This window comes from Frondihabitans sp. 762G35 (genome assembly GCF_002074055.1).
Lineage (GTDB): Bacteria > Actinomycetota > Actinomycetes > Actinomycetales > Microbacteriaceae > Frondihabitans.
This window is the reverse complement of the sequence record NZ_CP014619.1, coordinates 2,894,545-2,910,094: the sequence shown is the minus strand read 5'-3', so window position 1 is coordinate 2,910,094 and position 15,550 is coordinate 2,894,545. Positions and strand designations below refer to the sequence as shown.

The 15,550-nt window shown below is 70.3% G+C and carries 15 protein-coding genes; 12 read left to right on the top strand and 3 right to left on the bottom strand.

The genetic code is table 11. From position 1 onward, the window contains the following. The first annotated feature begins 45 nt into the window (after positions 1-45). Together AS850_RS13760 and AS850_RS13755 are read left to right on the top strand one after the other, a co-directional pair. Entirely contained in the window at positions 46-1,281 is a 1,236-nt protein-coding gene (locus AS850_RS13760; protein WP_236940729.1) for a Gfo/Idh/MocA family protein, read from the top strand. 5 nt (positions 1,282-1,286) lie between these two features. Then, the gene (locus AS850_RS13755) at positions 1,287-2,291 is read left to right on the top strand and encodes a sugar phosphate isomerase/epimerase family protein (protein ID WP_119870339.1); all 1,005 of its coding nucleotides are present in this window, start codon (positions 1,287-1,289) and stop codon (positions 2,289-2,291) included. A 10-nt stretch (positions 2,292-2,301) separates the two neighbouring features. On the opposite strand, the gene AS850_RS13750 is transcribed toward AS850_RS13755, so the two are convergent. After that, a complete protein-coding gene (locus AS850_RS13750; RefSeq protein WP_236940728.1) occupies positions 2,302-3,327 on the bottom strand; it encodes a LacI family DNA-binding transcriptional regulator in 1,026 nt (341 codons plus the stop codon). 195 nt (positions 3,328-3,522) lie between these two features. On the opposite strand from AS850_RS13750, the gene AS850_RS13745 reads away from it, so the two are divergent. From AS850_RS13745 to AS850_RS13715, 7 genes are all read left to right on the top strand, one after another. Beyond that, positions 3,523-4,761 carry a sugar ABC transporter substrate-binding protein gene (locus tag AS850_RS13745; protein ID WP_119869628.1) on the top strand — a complete coding sequence of 413 codons (1,239 nt, stop codon included), beginning with the start codon at positions 3,523-3,525 and terminating at the stop codon, positions 4,759-4,761. A 60-nt stretch (positions 4,762-4,821) separates the two neighbouring features. Beyond that, positions 4,822-5,772: a carbohydrate ABC transporter permease gene (locus AS850_RS13740; RefSeq protein ID WP_119869627.1), complete on the top strand. Its 951-nt coding sequence runs from the start codon at positions 4,822-4,824 to the stop codon at positions 5,770-5,772. Beyond that, the gene (locus tag AS850_RS13735; RefSeq protein ID WP_119869626.1) at positions 5,769-6,662 is read left to right on the top strand and encodes a carbohydrate ABC transporter permease; all 894 of its coding nucleotides are present in this window, start codon (positions 5,769-5,771) and stop codon (positions 6,660-6,662) included. Before AS850_RS13740 ends, AS850_RS13735 begins: the two co-directional genes overlap by 4 nt. A 74-nt stretch (positions 6,663-6,736) precedes the next feature. After that, entirely contained in the window at positions 6,737-7,543 is an 807-nt protein-coding gene (locus tag AS850_RS13730; protein ID WP_119869625.1) for a ThuA domain-containing protein, read from the top strand. Further along, on the top strand, positions 7,540-8,673 hold the full coding sequence (locus AS850_RS13725; protein ID WP_119869624.1) for a Gfo/Idh/MocA family protein: 1,134 nt from the start codon (positions 7,540-7,542) through the stop codon (positions 8,671-8,673). Before AS850_RS13730 ends, AS850_RS13725 begins: the two co-directional genes overlap by 4 nt. A gap of 119 nt (positions 8,674-8,792) precedes the next feature. Further along, entirely contained in the window at positions 8,793-10,025 is a 1,233-nt protein-coding gene (locus AS850_RS13720; protein WP_119869623.1) for an ROK family protein, read from the top strand. A 112-nt stretch (positions 10,026-10,137) separates the two neighbouring features. Then, positions 10,138-11,424: an adenylosuccinate synthase gene (locus AS850_RS13715; protein WP_119869622.1), complete on the top strand. Its 1,287-nt coding sequence runs from the start codon at positions 10,138-10,140 to the stop codon at positions 11,422-11,424. Positions 11,425-11,526: 102 nt separating this feature from the next. Here AS850_RS13715 and AS850_RS13710 read toward each other — a convergent pair whose 3' ends face one another. Next, a complete protein-coding gene (locus tag AS850_RS13710) occupies positions 11,527-12,132 on the bottom strand; it encodes a maleylpyruvate isomerase family mycothiol-dependent enzyme (RefSeq protein WP_119869621.1) in 606 nt (201 codons plus the stop codon). Between the two features lie 122 nt (positions 12,133-12,254). On the opposite strand from AS850_RS13710, the gene AS850_RS13705 reads away from it, so the two are divergent. Next, the gene (locus AS850_RS13705) at positions 12,255-12,674 is read left to right on the top strand and encodes an organic hydroperoxide resistance protein (RefSeq protein ID WP_119870337.1); all 420 of its coding nucleotides are present in this window, start codon (positions 12,255-12,257) and stop codon (positions 12,672-12,674) included. A 76-nt stretch (positions 12,675-12,750) separates the two neighbouring features. Here the strand turns inward: AS850_RS13705 and AS850_RS13700 are convergent, their stop codons facing one another. Beyond that, positions 12,751-13,845, bottom strand: a complete 1,095-nt coding sequence (locus AS850_RS13700) for a hypothetical protein (protein WP_119869620.1) — start codon at positions 13,843-13,845, stop codon at positions 12,751-12,753. Between the two features lie 168 nt (positions 13,846-14,013). Between AS850_RS13700 and AS850_RS13695 the strand changes: the two genes are divergently transcribed. Together AS850_RS13695 and AS850_RS13690 are read left to right on the top strand one after the other, a co-directional pair. Beyond that, complete coding sequence (locus tag AS850_RS13695) at positions 14,014-14,361, top strand: chorismate mutase (protein ID WP_119869619.1); 348 nt, start codon at positions 14,014-14,016, stop codon at positions 14,359-14,361. Beyond that, on the top strand, positions 14,358-15,383 hold the full coding sequence (locus AS850_RS13690) for a lactonase family protein (protein ID WP_119869618.1): 1,026 nt from the start codon (positions 14,358-14,360) through the stop codon (positions 15,381-15,383). The genes AS850_RS13695 and AS850_RS13690 overlap by 4 nt, the downstream gene beginning before the upstream one ends. Positions 15,384-15,550 lie beyond the last annotated feature (167 nt).

Below are 15,550 nucleotides of genomic sequence, written 5' to 3'. Positions count from 1 at the left end.
ACCGCGCAGACCACGACCGCGCAGACCACGACGAAGGAGTCGCCGATGTCCGAAGCCCGTCCCACCCTCCGTGTCGCCATGGTCGGCCACGGTTTCATGGGGGCCGCGCACTCGCAGGCCTTCCGCGTGGCTCCGAGGTTCTTCGACCTGCCGTTCGAGCCGGTCATGTCGACCATCGTCGGGCGGAACGTCGAGGCCACGACGGCCGCCGCCGAGAAGTGGGGCTGGGCCTCCACGGCGAGCGACTGGCGCGACGTGATCGCCGATCCCGACATCGACCTCGTCGACATCTGCTCGCCCGGATCGACGCACGTCGAGATCGCGGTCGCCGCCCTCGAGGCGGGCAAGCACGTCCTCTGCGAGAAGCCGCTCGGCAACACCGTCGAGGAGGCCGAGACCATGGCGAGAGCCGCGGCGGCCGCCGCTGAACGCGGCGTCTTCGCGATGGTCGGGTTCACCTACCGCCGCGTCCCCGCCATCACCTTCGCCCGCGACCTCGTCGCGAGCGGCCGCCTCGGCGAGATCCGCCAGGTCCGGGCCCAGTACCTCCAGGACTGGCTCGTCGACGAGGAGGGCCCGATGACGTGGCGCCTCGACAAGGCGAAGGCAGGATCGGGCGCCCTCGGCGACATCGGCGCGCACGCCATCGACGCGGTGCAGTTCATCACCGGGCAGACGCTCGACGCCGTGTCGGGCATCCTGCACACCTTCGTCACGGAGCGGCCCCTGCTCGACGAGTCGGTCGCGCAGACCAGCCTCGGCGGTGCCGCGAGCTCCGAGCGCGGGCAGGTGACGGTCGACGACGCCGCACTCTTCACCGCGAAGCTCTCCGGCGGCGCTCTCGGTTCGTTCGAGGCGACGCGGTTCGCCACGGGGCGGAAGAACGCCTTCCGGATCGAGATCTCGGGCTCCGAGGGCGCCCTCGCCTTCGACCTGGAGCGCGAGAACGAGCTGGAGTTCTACGACGCGACGGCGCCGGCCACCGAGCTCGGCTTCAAGCGGATCCTCGTGACCGAGCCCGAGCACCCCTACTTCGCCGCCTGGTGGCCCACCGGCCACACCATCGGTTACGAGCACGGCTTCTCGCACCAGCTCGTCGACCTCGTCGGGGCGATCGCCGCCGGAACCCAGCCGACCCCGTCGTTCGCCGAAGGTCTCCAGGTGCAGCGCGTCCTCGACGCCGTGGAGCGGTCGAGCAACGCCGGCAGCGCCTGGATCACCACCGCAGCCACCACCGCAGCCACCACCACCTCAGCCACCCACGAAGGAGCGACCGCATGACCAGCATCCAGCGCCCAGTCACCCTGTTCACCGGCCAGTGGGCCGACCTGCCCTTCGAGGAGGTCTGCCGTCTCGCGGGCGAGTGGGGCTACGACGGCCTCGAGATCGCGTGCTGGGGCGACCACCTCGACGCGAACCGCGGCGCCACGGACGACGCCTACATCGCCGACCGCAGGGCGATCCTCGAGAAGAACGGCCTGAAGGTCTTCGCGATCTCCAACCACCTCAAGGGCCAGGCCGTCTGCGACGACCCGATCGACCAGCGCCACCGCGACATGCTCCCCGACAGCGTCTGGGGCGACGGCGACCCCGAGGGTGTCCGTCGGCGCGCCGCCGAGGAGCTCAAGAACACCGCGCGCACGGCCGCGCGCCTCGGCGCCGCGACGGTGACCGGATTCACCGGCTCGTCGATCTGGAAGTACGTGGCGATGTTCCCGCCCGTCCGCGACGAGCTCGTCGAGGCCGGCTACCAGGACTTCGCCGACCGCTGGAACCCGATCCTCGACGTCTTCGAGGAGGTCGGCGTGCGCTTCGCGCTCGAGCCGCACCCCTCCGAGATCGCCTACGACTACTGGACCACCAAGAAGACCCTCGAGGCCATCGGCCACCGGAAGTCCTTCGGCATCAACTGGGACCCGAGCCACTTCGTCTGGCAGGATCTCGACGCGGTCGGCTTCCTCTGGGACTTCCAGGACGTCATCTTCAACGTCCACTGCAAGGACACCAAGCTCCGGCTCAACGGCCGCAACGGACGCCTGTCGTCGCACCTGCCCTGGGCGGACCCGCGCCGCGGCTGGGACTTCATCTCGACGGGCCACGGCGACGTGCCGTGGGAGAACGCGATCCGCATGCTGAACGCGATCGGCTACACGGGCCCGCTCTCGGTCGAGTGGGAGGACGCCGGCATGGACCGTCTCGTCGGGGCGCCCGAGGCGCTCCAGTTCGTCAAGGGGCTGTCGTTCCCGCAGCCGACGGCCGCGTTCGACGCCGCCTTCGCGCAGGAGCGCTAGCGCCGAGGGTCTAGGGGTGTGCGTGCGGCGCGGGGCCGGTCGATCCGGCCTCGTGCAGCACGCACGGCAGCAGCACGTGCGGGAGGTCTCCGACGGGGCCGTCGAGCTGGTTGATCAGCTCCTCCGCCGCGAGACGGCCCAGTTCGCGACCGGGGGAGTTCATGGTCGTGAGGGGCGGATCGTGCTGCGCCCCCGCGGCCGTCGACGAGGCGACCGACAGGACGGAGACGTCCTCCGGCACGCGTCGCCCGGCGGAGGTCAGGCCCGACACGAGGCCGAAGGTCGAGTCGTCCTTCATGATCATGACCGCGGTCACGTCGGGATCCGCGGCCAGGAGGTCGCTCGCGGCCTTGCGACCACCCGGAGCCGAGGAGCCGCAGTTGACGACCGTCCCGACGAGGCCGCGGGCCGCGCACTCGGACCGGAAGGTCTCCTCCGTGCGCGGAAGGGGTGCGTAGCCCTCCATCGGGGTGCCGGTGAGATCCTCGATGACGAGCCCGAAGCGGCGGTGGCCGAGCGACTCGAGGTAGTCGAGGCTCCTGCGCACCGTCGTCTCGAAGTCGATGTCGACGAACGGGAGGCCGGAGGGATCGCGCGTGCGTCCGATCGACGTGAACGGCACCCGGAGCTCGGTCAGCCTCTCGATGCGGGGGTCCTCCATCCGGACCTCCATGAGGATGACGCCGTCGACGAGGCCGCTCGAGAGCAGCTCGGTCAGCTCGTCGCCCGTCGGCTCGTCGGGCCAGAGGACGAGGTGGTAGCCGAGCTCGGAGGCTCGCGCCGCCGCGCTCGTGAAGAACTCGAGCGTGGTCGCGCCCATCCGGTGCTCGAGCGCCGGGATGAGGAGCGCGATGATCCGGGTGCGCTTCGAGGCGAGGGCCCTCGCGATGGCGTTGTTGCGGAAGCCGAGGGCGGTCATCGACGCCTGCACGCGCTCCCGGGTCGCGGGGGAGACCTTCTTCGTGCCGTTGACGACGAACGAGACGGTCGCGATGGAGACGCCGGCGTGGGTGGCGACCTCCTGCATGGTCGCCATGCGCGCCTCCTGCCGACTAGGGATTCCTCTGGATCAGAGTAACGGGAAGTCGTCCGGAAAAATTCGCTTAAAGCGCTTTACCGGATAAGCGCTTTACTGCTACGTTTTCCGAACTCGGGAACACAGAGACGATGACGTCCGTGAAGTCGTCGATGCGTGCCCACCCCCTGCACCCATCGAGAGAAGAGCTAAGCAATGAAGCCTAGATCCCCCATCCAGCGCCGCACGCGGTTCGGCGGCCTCCTCGGTGCCGTCGCGATGATGGCCACCGTCCCGCTGATCCTCACCGGCTGCTCCGGCGGCGGCGGGTCGTCGTCGTCCGGCTCCGCGAAGAACCTCACCATCGAGGACTACTACCAGGCGAGCTACGACCCCATCTACAAGACCTGCGCCACCCAGGTCGGCGCCACGGTCACCATCAACCACGTCGCGGGAGCCGGCCTCATCGCGAAGGTGCTGCAGCAGGCCTCCTCGCGCACCCTCCCCGACGTCCTGATGCTCGACAACCCCGACGTCCAGCAGATCGCCGCCTCGGGCGCGCTCTCGCCGCTGTCCGACTACGGCCTCAGCGCCAAGGGCCTCGTCCCCGCGGTCGAGGCGGCCAACACCTACAAGGGCGACCTCTACGGCCTCCAGCCGGTCACCAACTCCATCGCCCTCTACTACAACAAGAAGCTCCTCTCCGCGGCGGGCGTGACGCCGCCGAAGACCTGGGACGAGCTCCGCGCGGCGGCGAAGAAGCTGACCACGGGCAAGACCTACGGCTTCGCCATGAGCAACATCAACACCTACGAGGGCACCTGGCAGTTCCTGCCCTACTTCTGGTCGAACGGCGGCGACGAGAAGAACATCGCCACCACCGGTGCCACGCAGGCGCTCCAGTTCGACCTCGACCTGCAGAACGACGGCTCGATGTCGAAGAGCTCGATCAACTGGGCCCAGGCCGACGTGAACAACCAGTTCATCGCCGGCAAGGCCGCCATGATGATCAACGGTCCGTGGCAGCTGCCGCTGCTCAACGCCGCGAAGGGTCTCGAGTTCGACAGCGTGCCGATCCCGACCCGCGCCGGCGAAGCGACCGTCGCCCCGCTCGGCGGCGAGGCCTTCACGGTCCCGGTGACGAAGGACACGGCGAAGATGAAGCTCGCCGGCAAGTTCGTCGGCTGCCTGAACGCCGAGAAGATGCAGTCGACGATCGCCGGAGTCACGGGGAACGTCCCGACGAACATCACGGCTGCCGACGCCTGGGCCACGACCCACCCGCAGGTCGCCTCGTTCGTCACGACCGTCAAGACGGCCCGCGCTCGCACCGGTGAGCTCGGACCCGACTGGCCCAAGGCGGCGACCAAGATCTACACCGCCGTCCAGCTCGCCCTCACCGGCAAGGCCAGCCCCGAAGCCGCTCTCCAGCAGGCTCAGTCGCAGAACCAGTAAGCGAGCGGGGAGCCGGCCCCGCGGGCCGGCTCCCCTGCTCCTGCCAGGGAAGGAAGAGATATGAGCGTGTCAGCACAAGCAAGGATCCGGACCGGCGTGCCCGTGAGGCCCGTCCGCCCCGGACAGCGGAGAGCGAGGATGCTGGCCGGGACCAGCCGGTGGCTCTTCGTGACCCCGGCCGTGGTCTTCGTGGCGATCTTCTTCGGCTATCCGATCGTCAAGAACGTCATCATGTCGTTCCAGGACTACTCGACGAAGACCTTCTTCACGGGTGAGGCCCCCTGGGTCGGTTTCGCCAACTACGTCAACGTCTTCGGCAGCTCGATCTTCGCGACGAGCCTCATCAACACCGGACTCTTCACGGTCGGCTCGATCGTGATGCAGTTCGCCATCGGCCTGGGTCTCGCGCTGTTCTTCAAGCGCAACTTCCCCCTCTCCGGCTTCCTGCGCGGGTTGCTGCTGCTGCCCTGGCTCCTCCCGATCATCGCCTCGAGCGCGGTCTGGAAATGGATGCTCGACCAGGAGAGCGGTGCGCTCAACCAGTTCCTCGGTCTCTTCGGAATCCCCGCGGTGCCGTGGCTGGTGAGCCCGAGCCTCGCGCTGGTGGCCGTGATCGGCGTCAACATCTGGCTGGGCATCCCCTTCAACACCACCATCCTCTACAGCGGGATCCAGGCCGTGCCGGAGGAGCTCTACGAGGCGGCGTCGCTCGACGGCGCCACCGGGTGGAAGGCGTTCTGGAACATCACGTGGCCGAGCATCCGCTCCGTGGTGAGCGTGGTCATCGTGCTCGGGGTGGTCTACACCCTTAAGGTCGTCGACCTCATCCTCGGCCTGACCGGCGGCGGGCCGGCGAACTCCACCCAGACGCTCGCCACCAACGCCTATCACCAGTCGTTCGTCAACTTCCAGTTCGGCGTCGGAGCCGCCGTCAGCAACGTCCTCATCGTCGTGTCGTTCGTCTTCGCGATGGTCTACCTCGCAATCACCAGGAAGGCGGTCGACGAATGAGCGTCGGAGTCGTCGGCCGCGCCGAGGATCGCCGTCGCGCGACCTCCGGCGTCGTGGCCAAGCAAGCCCGTTCGCCGAAGAACAATCGGCGTCGCACCATCCCGATGACGATCCTGGGGTGCATCTTCCTCGCGATCATGATCTTCCCCGTGTACTGGATGATCAACACGAGCCTTCAGAACACGTCGGGGGCGGCGACCGCCACCTGGTTCCCCCTCGCGCCGACGTTGGACGCCTACCGGGCGGCGCTCGCCGACCAGAGTCAGAACTTCCTGACGAGCCTCGTGATCGGTCTCGGCACCGTCCTCGTGACGCTGCTCGTGTCGACTCCGGCGGCCTACGGACTCGCCCGGTTCCGGATGAAGGGCACTCGCGTGCTCCTGCTCGTCCTGCTCGTCACCCAGATGGTTCCGACCATCGTCGTCGCGAACGCGCTGTACACGCTCTTCAACGACAGCGGCCTGCTCAACTCCTACGTGGGCCTGATCCTCGCCGACAGCGCCGTTCAGATCCCGTTCGCCATCCTCTTGATGCGGGCGTTCATGGAGTCGCTGCCGCCGAGCCTGGTCGAAGCGGCTCTGGTGGATGGCGCCGGCGACTTCCGGGCGTTCATCTCCATCGTGATCCCGATCAGCCGCAACGCGATCGTGACGGCAGCCCTGTTCACCTTCCTCGGGGCGTGGGGCGACTTCCTGATCGCCCTGACCCTCACCTCGACAGATGCCGTCCGGCCGATCACGCTGGGAATCTACAACTACATCGGATCGAACGTGACCAACTGGGGCCCGGTGATGGCGACCTCGGTCCTGGCCTCGCTTCCCGCCGCCCTCCTGTTGATCTTCGCCCAGAAATACATCGCGGCCGGCGCCCTCGGCGGGGCCGTCAAGTGACGCCGGGCGCCTGAAGCCCGACTCCGGTCATGACCGGAGCCACCGACTCGAACACGCAAAGAAGAAGGAACGACATGACAGACACCCCCAACACCCCGCTCCGCGTCACCGTCTGGGGTGAGAACGTCCACGAGAAGGTCGAGGCGCACGTCGCCGAGCGCTACCCCGACGGAATGCACGGCGCGATCGCGGCAGGGATCCGCGAGAACCTGCCCGGCGCCGAGGTGCGCATCGCGACGATGGACCAGCCCGAGCACGGCCTCACCGAGGAGGTCCTCGCCGCGACCGACGTCCTCACCTGGTGGGGTCACGCCGCGCACGGCGACGTCGACGACCTCGTGGTCGACCGCGTGCACCGCCACGTCCTCTCCGGCATGGGGCTGCTCGTGCTCCACTCCGGCCACTGGTCGAAGATCTTCGGCAAGCTCATGGGCACCACGTGCACCCTGCGCTGGCGGAGCGAGCACGACCAGGAACTGGTCTGGACGGTGAACCCGCAGCACCCCATCACCCGCGGCGTGCCGAACCCGATCGTCATCCCCGAGCAGGAGATGTACGGCGAGTACTTCGACGTGCCGACCCCCGACGAGCTGATCTTCATCTCCGGCTTCACCGGCGGCGAGGTCTTCCGCTCGGGCATGACCTACCGCCGCGGCTTCGGCAAGATCTTCTTCTTCAGCCCCGGCGACCAGGACTTCCCCGTCTACCACCACCCCGACATCCGCCGCGTCCTCGCGAACGGCGTCGAGTGGGCCCGCCCGGAGCGGCCCCGCGAGATGCCGACGCTCCGTCGCTACGACCTGGGGGAGTACGTCGACGGCCAGCACTACGCCGGACCGTTCGACCACCCGCTCGAGGCTCCCGCGGCGGTCGGGTCATGACCTTCCGACGGGTGGCGAACCCCGACCGGCCGCTGCGCGTGGTCCAGGTGGGGGCCGGCGGCATGGGCCAGGCCTGGCTCCGGAACGTCGCCGAGAACCCGGACGTCGAGCTGGTCGGCATCGTCGACCTCAGCCCGGCGGCGGCCGAGGCCGGGGCCGCGGTGGCCGGGGATCCTGCGATCCCCACGTCGACCGACCTGGGCGAGCTGCTCTCCCGGGTCGAGGCCGACGCGATCCTCGACATCACCGTGCCGGTCGCCCACCACCCGGTGACGACGGACGCGCTCTTCCGCGGCCTGCCCGTGCTCGGTGAGAAGCCGGCCGCGCAGACGGTGGCCGAGGCGCTCTCCCTCGCCGCGGCCGCGGAGGTCACCGGCGAGCTGTTCATGGTGTCGCAGTCGCGGCGCTACAACGACCAGCTCGTCGCCCTCAAGCAGCAGGCCGGGCAGCTCGGCGACGTCGGGCTCGTCACGACCGAGTTCGCGAAGGCGCCGCACTTCGGCGGATTCCGGGAGCAGATGGACAACGTGCTCCTGCTCGACATGGCGATCCACCCGTTCGACTCCGTGCGCTACCTCCTCGACCGGGAGCCCCTCTCCGTCTACTGCGAGTCGTTCAACCCGAGCTGGTCGTGGTACCGCGGCGACGCGGCGGCGACGGCCGTGTTCGAGTTCACCGGGGGAGCCCGCTACGTCTACACGGGCAGCTGGTGCGCCCCCGGGCACGAGACCTCGTGGAACGGCTCCTGGCGCGTGTCCGGTGCCGCGGGCACGGCGCTCTGGAGCGGCGACGACGCCCCCACGATCGACGTGCCGGACGGTCCCGCCGCGGAGGCCGGCGCGTTCGAGTCGGTCGGCTCCGACATCACGGGCTCGCTCGCGTCGTTCGTCCGCGCTCTCCGCACGGGCGAGACGCCCGACGGCGAGGTGCACGGGAACGTCATGAGCCTGGCCATGGTCGAGGCGGCCATCGAGTCGAAGGACGCGGGGCGCAGGATCCTGCTCGACGACGTCCTGGAGCGCGCGCTCGCCGAGGCGCTCGCCGCCGAGGCCCGCGACGACGTGCGGGACCGGCTCGCCAACTGGGGCAGCGTGCGCCGCGCCCTCGGCGAGGTGCGGCAGGCCGTCTGACCCGGGTCGAGACTCCACGATGTGCGCCGTTTCACAAACGTGAGTGGCGAGTCGTGGAGTCTCGCCCGTGTCGGGCCGGGGCGGGACACCGCTAGTCTCGAGAGAGAGGGAGTCGCGCCGTGAAACCAGCCCGTCCCGCCGACGCCCCGCCGGGCGAGCAGGCGGCCGAGAACGCAGCGAGCGCGCGCGGCACCAATCCCGATCGTGTCCGGCAGCGCAATCTCGCGACCGTCCTTCGCCTCGTGCACCGGGCCCAGGGCTCCTCGCGCTCCGAGCTCACGCAGTCGACGGGCCTCAACCGCTCGACGATCGCCGCCCTCGTCGGCGAGCTCGCCGAGATCGGCGTCGTCCGCGAGGCCGTCCCCGCGGCGAGCAACCGCGTCGGCCGCCCGAGTCCGGTCGTCACCGCCGACCCGCGGGTCGTGGCGATCGCCGTCAACCCCGAGATCGACGCGGTGACGGTCGGGATCGTGGGCCTCGACGGAACCGTGCACCGCAGGATCCGGCGGGAGACCGACTCGGTCCCCAGCGCCTCCGAGGCGGCCCACCTGGCGGCCGCGACCATCCGCGACGTGCTCGACGAGCTCCCCGGCGACGTCCGCGCCACGGGGATCGGCGTCGCCGTGCCCGGCCTCGTGCGCCGGAGCGACGGCGTCGTGCGCCTCGCCCCCCACCTGGGCTGGATCGACGAGCCGTTCTCCGAGATGCTGCGCGCCGAGACGGGACTCGTCACGAGGGCGGCCAACGACGCACGGCTCGGAGCGGTGGCGGAGAGCATCTTCGGCTCGGGGCGCGGGGTCGGGACGATGGTCTTCCTCAACGGCGGCGCCTCCGGCGTGGGCGGCGGCGTGATCGTCGACGGGCGACCGCTCGGCGGAGTGGAGGGCTACGCGGGCGAGCTCGGCCACACCCTCGTCAACTCGAGCGGCGTCGTCTGCCACTGCGGCGCCGTCGGCTGCCTGGAGACGGAGGTCGGGCAGGCGGAGCTCCTGCACGCCCTCGGGCGCGAGCGCGGGAGCGACGACGACCTCGACGCGCTGCTCGCCGGGAGCGACGACCCGCGCGTGCTGGCGGAGGTCGAACGGCAGGTCGGCTGGCTGTCGGTGACCCTCCGCACCACCGTGAACGTCTTCAATCCGCAGGTGATCGTGCTGGGCGGCTTCCTCGGGGCGCTGCACGGCGTCGCCGGCGACCGGATCCGGGCGCTCACGACCGAGAGCGCCCTCCGCGGTCCGGGCCAGGACGTCTCGATCGTGCGAGCGGCCCTCGGGCCGCGCCGGCTCATGATCGGCGCGGCGGAGCTCGCGTTCGAGGAGCTCCTCGCCGACCCGTCGTCGCTCGCGGCCCGCTGATCGGCGCCTCCGGTACAATCGGGTGGACCATCGGCGTCGACGCCCCCAGGGTCCATTCCTCCCGCTGCCCCGCGGCGCTCGCGAGGGACAGCACTCGAAAAGGAGACGACCCATGCCCGCAGTAGTCATCATCGGAGCCCAGTGGGGCGACGAGGGCAAAGGCAAGGCCACCGACCTCCTCGGAAGTCGCATCGACTACGTCGTGAAGTTCAACGGCGGCAACAACGCCGGCCACACGGTCGTGATCGGCAACCAGAAGTACGCGCTCCACCTGCTCCCGTCGGGAATCCTCACGGAGGGCGTGACGCCGGTCATCGGCAACGGCGTCGTCATCGACATCGAGGTGCTGTTCGACGAGCTCGACGCGCTCATCGCCCGCGGCGTGGACGTCTCGAAGCTCAAGGTGTCCGCCAACGCGCACCTGATCACGCATTACCACCGCACCCTCGACAAGGTCACCGAGCGCTTCCTCGGCAGCCGCTCCATCGGCACCACCGGCCGGGGGATCGGCCCGACCTACGCCGACAAGATCAACCGCGTGGGCATCCGCGTGCAGGACCTCTTCGACGAGAACATCCTGCGCCAGAAGGTCGAGGCGGCCCTCGACCAGAAGAACCACCTCCTGGTCAAGATCTACAACCGCCGCGCCATCAGCGTCGACGAGGTCGTCGAGACGCTGCTGTCGTACTCCGAGCGGCTGCGCCCCATGGTCACCGACACCGCCCTCGAGCTGCACCGCGCGCTCGAGGACGGCAAGACCGTCCTCTTCGAGGCGGGTCAGGCGACCATGCTCGACGTCGACCACGGCACCTACCCCTTCGTCACCTCGTCGTCGTCGACCGCAGGAGGCGCGGCCACCGGGTCCGGTATCGCCCCGGCGCGCCTCGAGCGCGTCATCGGCATCGTCAAGGCGTACACGACTCGCGTGGGCGCGGGGCCGTTCCCGACGGAGCTCTTCGACCAGTGGGGCGAATTCCTGCGGGCGAACGGCTTCGAGTTCGGCACCACGACGGGGCGTCCCCGTCGCTGCGGCTGGTACGACGCGCCCATCGCCCGCTACTCGGCCCGCATCAACGGCGTGACCGACTTCGTCCTCACGAAGCTCGACGTCCTCACGGGCCTCCAGAAGATCCCCGCCTGCGTCGCCTACGACGTCGACGGCGTCCGCGTCGACGAGGTGCCGGTGTCGCAGAGCGACTTCCACCACGCCGTGCCGATCTACGAGGAATTCCCCGGCTGGACCGAGGACATCACCGGCGCCCGCACCTTCGACGACCTGCCCGTCAACGCCCAGAACTACGTCCTCGCGATCGAGGCGATGAGCGGCGCGCGCATCTCGGCCATCGGCGTCGGCCCGGGCCGCGAGGAGATCGTCACGCGGCACGACCTGCTCGGCTGAGCCGCCCGGGCCCGCCGGCGCGAGGTCGCGATCCAGGTCGGGTGCGAGGCGCGGAGGCGACGCCCGGTGCGATCTCGAGCGACAGCCGCGGGACGGCGCGCGTCAGACGATCGTGAACGCCTCGGGGAGGGGCGCGCGTCCCGTCATCGCCAGCAGCAGCTCCTCGCCGTGCCCCCGCGCCACCGCGGTGCTGGCCGCGAGCCTCGCGGCGCCCGTCAGCACGGCGGGCGACAACCCGTGCGGGATCCCGGTGGCCCGGGCGAGGTCCATCGTGTGGACCGTGAGCTCGAACGTGCGGGTGCGCAGGTACTCCGCCAGGGGGATGCCCATGCCGCCGATCGAGACGAGGCGGTTGCGGGGCTGCGCCGCCAGGAGCTCGCGCGCTCGGGCGAGGGACTCCTTGATCCGGCCGACCGGATCCTGCCCTAGCCAGACTCCGGCTTCGACGCCGCGCTTGGCGACGGAGGCATCGTCGCCGAACTGCGTCAGCGCGACCGTGTAGTAGTGCTCGGCCGTGGGGATGGTGACGTCGCCGGGCTCGTCCTGCCCCAGATACGTGACGACGGTGAGGATCGCGCGCGTCGTGTGACCGGTGAGATCGCGCACCGTCCAGGAGCCGAGCGCCTCATCGTCCCACTGCTCGGGACGGATCGCCTGCACGAGCGTGACGAACGTCTCGGCGGCTTGGCTGAACATCGCGCTGGGCATGGGGACATCGTGGCACGGGCGGACGTGCGGCGGGGATCCTGCCCTACCAGACGCGTCCGCCCGGTGTTCACGAATGCATCAGGATTCATTCAGACCGAGGGTGTCTGCTTGCCAGCATGACTCTGGAAATCGCTTACACCGCCATCGCCCACGCCACCGGTGGAGGGCGCGACGGTCACGTCCGCAGCGAGGACGACCGCCTCGACTTCGACACGCGTCCGCCGAAGGAGATGGGCGGCTCCGGCGAGGGCACGAACCCGGAGCAGCTCTTCGCGGCGGGCTACGCGGCGTGCTTCCTCAGCGCCATGCACGGCGTCGGCAAGCGCCTCGGCGTCGACACGAAAGACGCCTCCGTCTCGGCCAGCGTCTCGATCGGCGGCAACGGCGAGGGCGGCTTCGGTCTCGCGGTCGAGCTCGACGTCTACACGCCCAACGTCCCGGCCGACCGCCGGCAGGAGCTCGCCGACACCGCGCACACCGTCTGCCCGTACTCCAACGCCACGCGGGGCAACGTCGAGGTGACCATCACCATCGTCGACTGACGATCCCGCCCGGTTCTCCACCGGATCGCGGACGGCCCCGAGCGCAGGCTCGGGGCCGTCCGTCGTCCGGATGCGGTCACTTCCGGAGGACGCAGTGGGCCTGGTAGACGTCGGCGTACTGCTCCGACGAGTTCGTGGCGGGGACGGCGACGTCGGCTTTCCCGTCGACCAGGGTCACCGAGAAGTCCTTCGAGCGCTCGGGGTCCTGCGCGGCCTCCGTGGTGAAGAAGTCGACCATCAGCGCGGCGTTGGTGCACGACGGATCGGCCCTAAGGCGCACCACCCAGCAGTCGTCGCCGGTGCTGCACGTGGCCGTCGTCGCGGCGCCGTCGTGGACGAAGCTCCACGCGACGTCGTACTTCGACGAGGTCGAGGTGCCGGAGGTCCCGGTCGAGCCCGTCGAGCTTCCGGCGCCGACGAGGCCCTGGGCGCCGCTTCCGCTCGGAGCGCTGAGGCTGCTGGCCACCACGGCGATGAGCGCGACGGCCGCGAGGCCCGCGAAGACGAGGGTGCCGATCCGACGCCCGCGGACCCCCGCCGGAGCCGGGATGCGGAACTGCTCGGTGACTCCGAGGTGGTTCTGCGTGACCGGCCAGAGCCCCGTGGACGACCAGGCCTCGTCGGCCCGTCGGGCGAGGAAGCGGTCGAAGGGGGCAGGATCCGCGGGAGACGTCGCGAGGTAGTCGCTGTAGCTCGACGTGTCGAGCGTCTGCCGGATCTCGGCCGCCTTCGCGCGGATGAACGTCACGAACGCGGCGTTCGACTTACGCAGTGCGCCGATGTTGCGCGCGACGTTGATGGGCCCGAACACGATGGCGCCCCAGAAGATGAAGCCGAAGCTCGTGTGCAGCGTCAGCGGCAGGACCGTGAGCGCCAGGCCGACGATGAAGAAGACGGCGCCGAGCACGATGCCGTTGCGGAACGAGTCGGTGACCGGACCGGCCATGGCCTTCCAGCCCACCGGATCCCGCGACCACCAGACCCAGCCGGCGGGAGCGGGAGCCACGCCCGGCGCCGGAGTCCAGCCGAACGGCGGGTCCCAGCCCTGGTTGGCGGCCAACCAGTCGACGCTCGGCGCGGGCCAGCCCTGCGGCAGGTTGAAGCGGAGGGGGAGGGGAGTCGCCGGCGCGCTCGTGGGAACGGGCGGCGTGACGGGGAGGGAGTGATCCATGGGACTCGTGACTTCGTGAAGGCGTCGGCGCGCGGTGAAGGGCTGGTGGTCCAGCCGGTGATCGACGGCGGCGTCGGCCCTGATGCCTCTTCCCCCGTCTTCGAAGGCTAGGCGCGCCCGGCACCGTCGGCCACTCCCCGTTCGCGGGGCTGCCGATACAGTCGTGTCATGGCAGATTCCTCGACCCCCGCCGACGCCGCGACCTCCGCGGACGCGCAGAAGGCCTACGACCGGCTGACGCGCCTCCGTCAGAGCATCGACAACATTGACGCGGCGCTCGTCCACCTCCTGGCCGAGCGGTTCAAGTTCACGCAGACGGTGGGGTATCTGAAGGCCGAGTCGGGCATGCCCGCGAGCGACCCCGATCGGGAGCAGGTGCAGATCCAGCGCCTGCGTGCTCTCGCGGCCGAGTCGCACCTCGATCCTGCGTTCGCCGAGAAGTTCTTGAACTTCATCGTCGCCGAGGTCATCCACCACCACGAGCGCATCGCCTCGGGCGACGCCGACGACCTGTGAGCGGCTCGGCGACGCGCCTCTACATCGGCGGCTACACCGCGTCCAGCGGCGGAACAGGCCCCGGCATCACCGTGTTCGACCGCGACACGGTCGAGACGCCGTGGCGAGCCGTCCAGATCGTCGAGGTCGACGATCCGTCGTTCCTCGCCGTGACCGACGGCGCGCTCCACGCCGTCTCCGAGACGAACGAGGGTCGGCTGCTGTCGTTCACGGTGTCCGCGGGAACCCTCGTCGCCGCCTCGCAGGCGGCATCGGGCGGCGCGGCTCCGTGCCACGTGGTCGTCGATCCGGCGTCCGGCGCCCTCGTGGTGGCGAACTACACGGCCGGAACGATCGCCGTCCTCTCCGCCGACGCCTCCGACCCAGGGCGAGTCGCCCGCGTCGTGGCGCTGCCCGTCGGGCGCGGCCCCGTGGTCGACCGGCAGGAGCGCCCGCACGCGCACCAGGTCACGCCGACCCCGTGGGGAACCGTGCTGATCAGCGACCTCGGGACGGACCGCCTCCTCGAATACCGGATCGACCCGGTCACCCTCGACCCGGAGCTCCTGGGCGCCCACCCGATGCCGTCCGGCTCCGGGCCGCGCCACGTCGCCTGGCTCGGCGACCGCCTCCTCGTCACCGGCGAGCTCGACGGGCGGCTGCACGTGATGACGCACGGGGAGCGTGGGTTCCGGGTCGACCACTCCGTCGCGGCGTACGACACGACCACCCCCGGGGCCGACGCGCTGCTGTCGCACGTGGAGGTCCAGGGGTCGCGGGTCTACGTCGCGGTCCGCGGGCGCGACACGATCTCGGTGCTGGAGGAGTCGGCCGCCGCTCCCGGGCGTCTGTCGCTCGTGGCGGAGGTCCCCTCGGGTGGGCGTTGGCCGCGGCACTTCGCGTTGACGCCGGGCGCGATCTACGTCGCGAACCAGGAGTCCGGCACCGTGTCGGTGCTGCCGCTCGAGCCCGAGACGGGCGTGCCCGGAGCCGCGACGCTGCAGATCGAGTCGGGGAGCCCCGCCTGCGTGGTGCTGGTGTAGCGGCGCTGCCGCTCCCCTCCCGCTTCCGCTCCCTCCGCTGCCGCGAGACTCCACGACTCGCCGCTCACCTTCGTGGAACGTGGCAAATCGGGGAGTGTCGCCGGCCGGGGAGCGTCGCCCGCGCGGCGAGACTCCACGACTCGCCGCTCACCTTCGTGGAACGTGGC

Coding starts and splice junctions, on each gene's coding strand:
- AS850_RS13760 (WP_236940729.1), top strand. CDS start 46: ATGTCCGAAGCCCGTCCCACCCTCCGTGTCGCCATGGTCGGCCACGGT.
- AS850_RS13750 (WP_236940728.1), bottom strand. CDS start 3,327: ATGGCGACCATGCAGGAGGTCGCCACCCACGCCGGCGTCTCCATCGCG.
- AS850_RS13745 (WP_119869628.1), top strand. CDS start 3,523: ATGAAGCCTAGATCCCCCATCCAGCGCCGCACGCGGTTCGGCGGCCTC.
- AS850_RS13740 (WP_119869627.1), top strand. CDS start 4,822: ATGAGCGTGTCAGCACAAGCAAGGATCCGGACCGGCGTGCCCGTGAGG.
- AS850_RS13735 (WP_119869626.1), top strand. CDS start 5,769: ATGAGCGTCGGAGTCGTCGGCCGCGCCGAGGATCGCCGTCGCGCGACC.
- AS850_RS13730 (WP_119869625.1), top strand. CDS start 6,737: ATGACAGACACCCCCAACACCCCGCTCCGCGTCACCGTCTGGGGTGAG.
- AS850_RS13725 (WP_119869624.1), top strand. CDS start 7,540: ATGACCTTCCGACGGGTGGCGAACCCCGACCGGCCGCTGCGCGTGGTC.
- AS850_RS13715 (WP_119869622.1), top strand. CDS start 10,138: ATGCCCGCAGTAGTCATCATCGGAGCCCAGTGGGGCGACGAGGGCAAA.
- AS850_RS13710 (WP_119869621.1), bottom strand. CDS start 12,132: ATGCCCAGCGCGATGTTCAGCCAAGCCGCCGAGACGTTCGTCACGCTC.
- AS850_RS13700 (WP_119869620.1), bottom strand. CDS start 13,845: ATGGATCACTCCCTCCCCGTCACGCCGCCCGTTCCCACGAGCGCGCCG.
- AS850_RS13695 (WP_119869619.1), top strand. CDS start 14,014: ATGGCAGATTCCTCGACCCCCGCCGACGCCGCGACCTCCGCGGACGCG.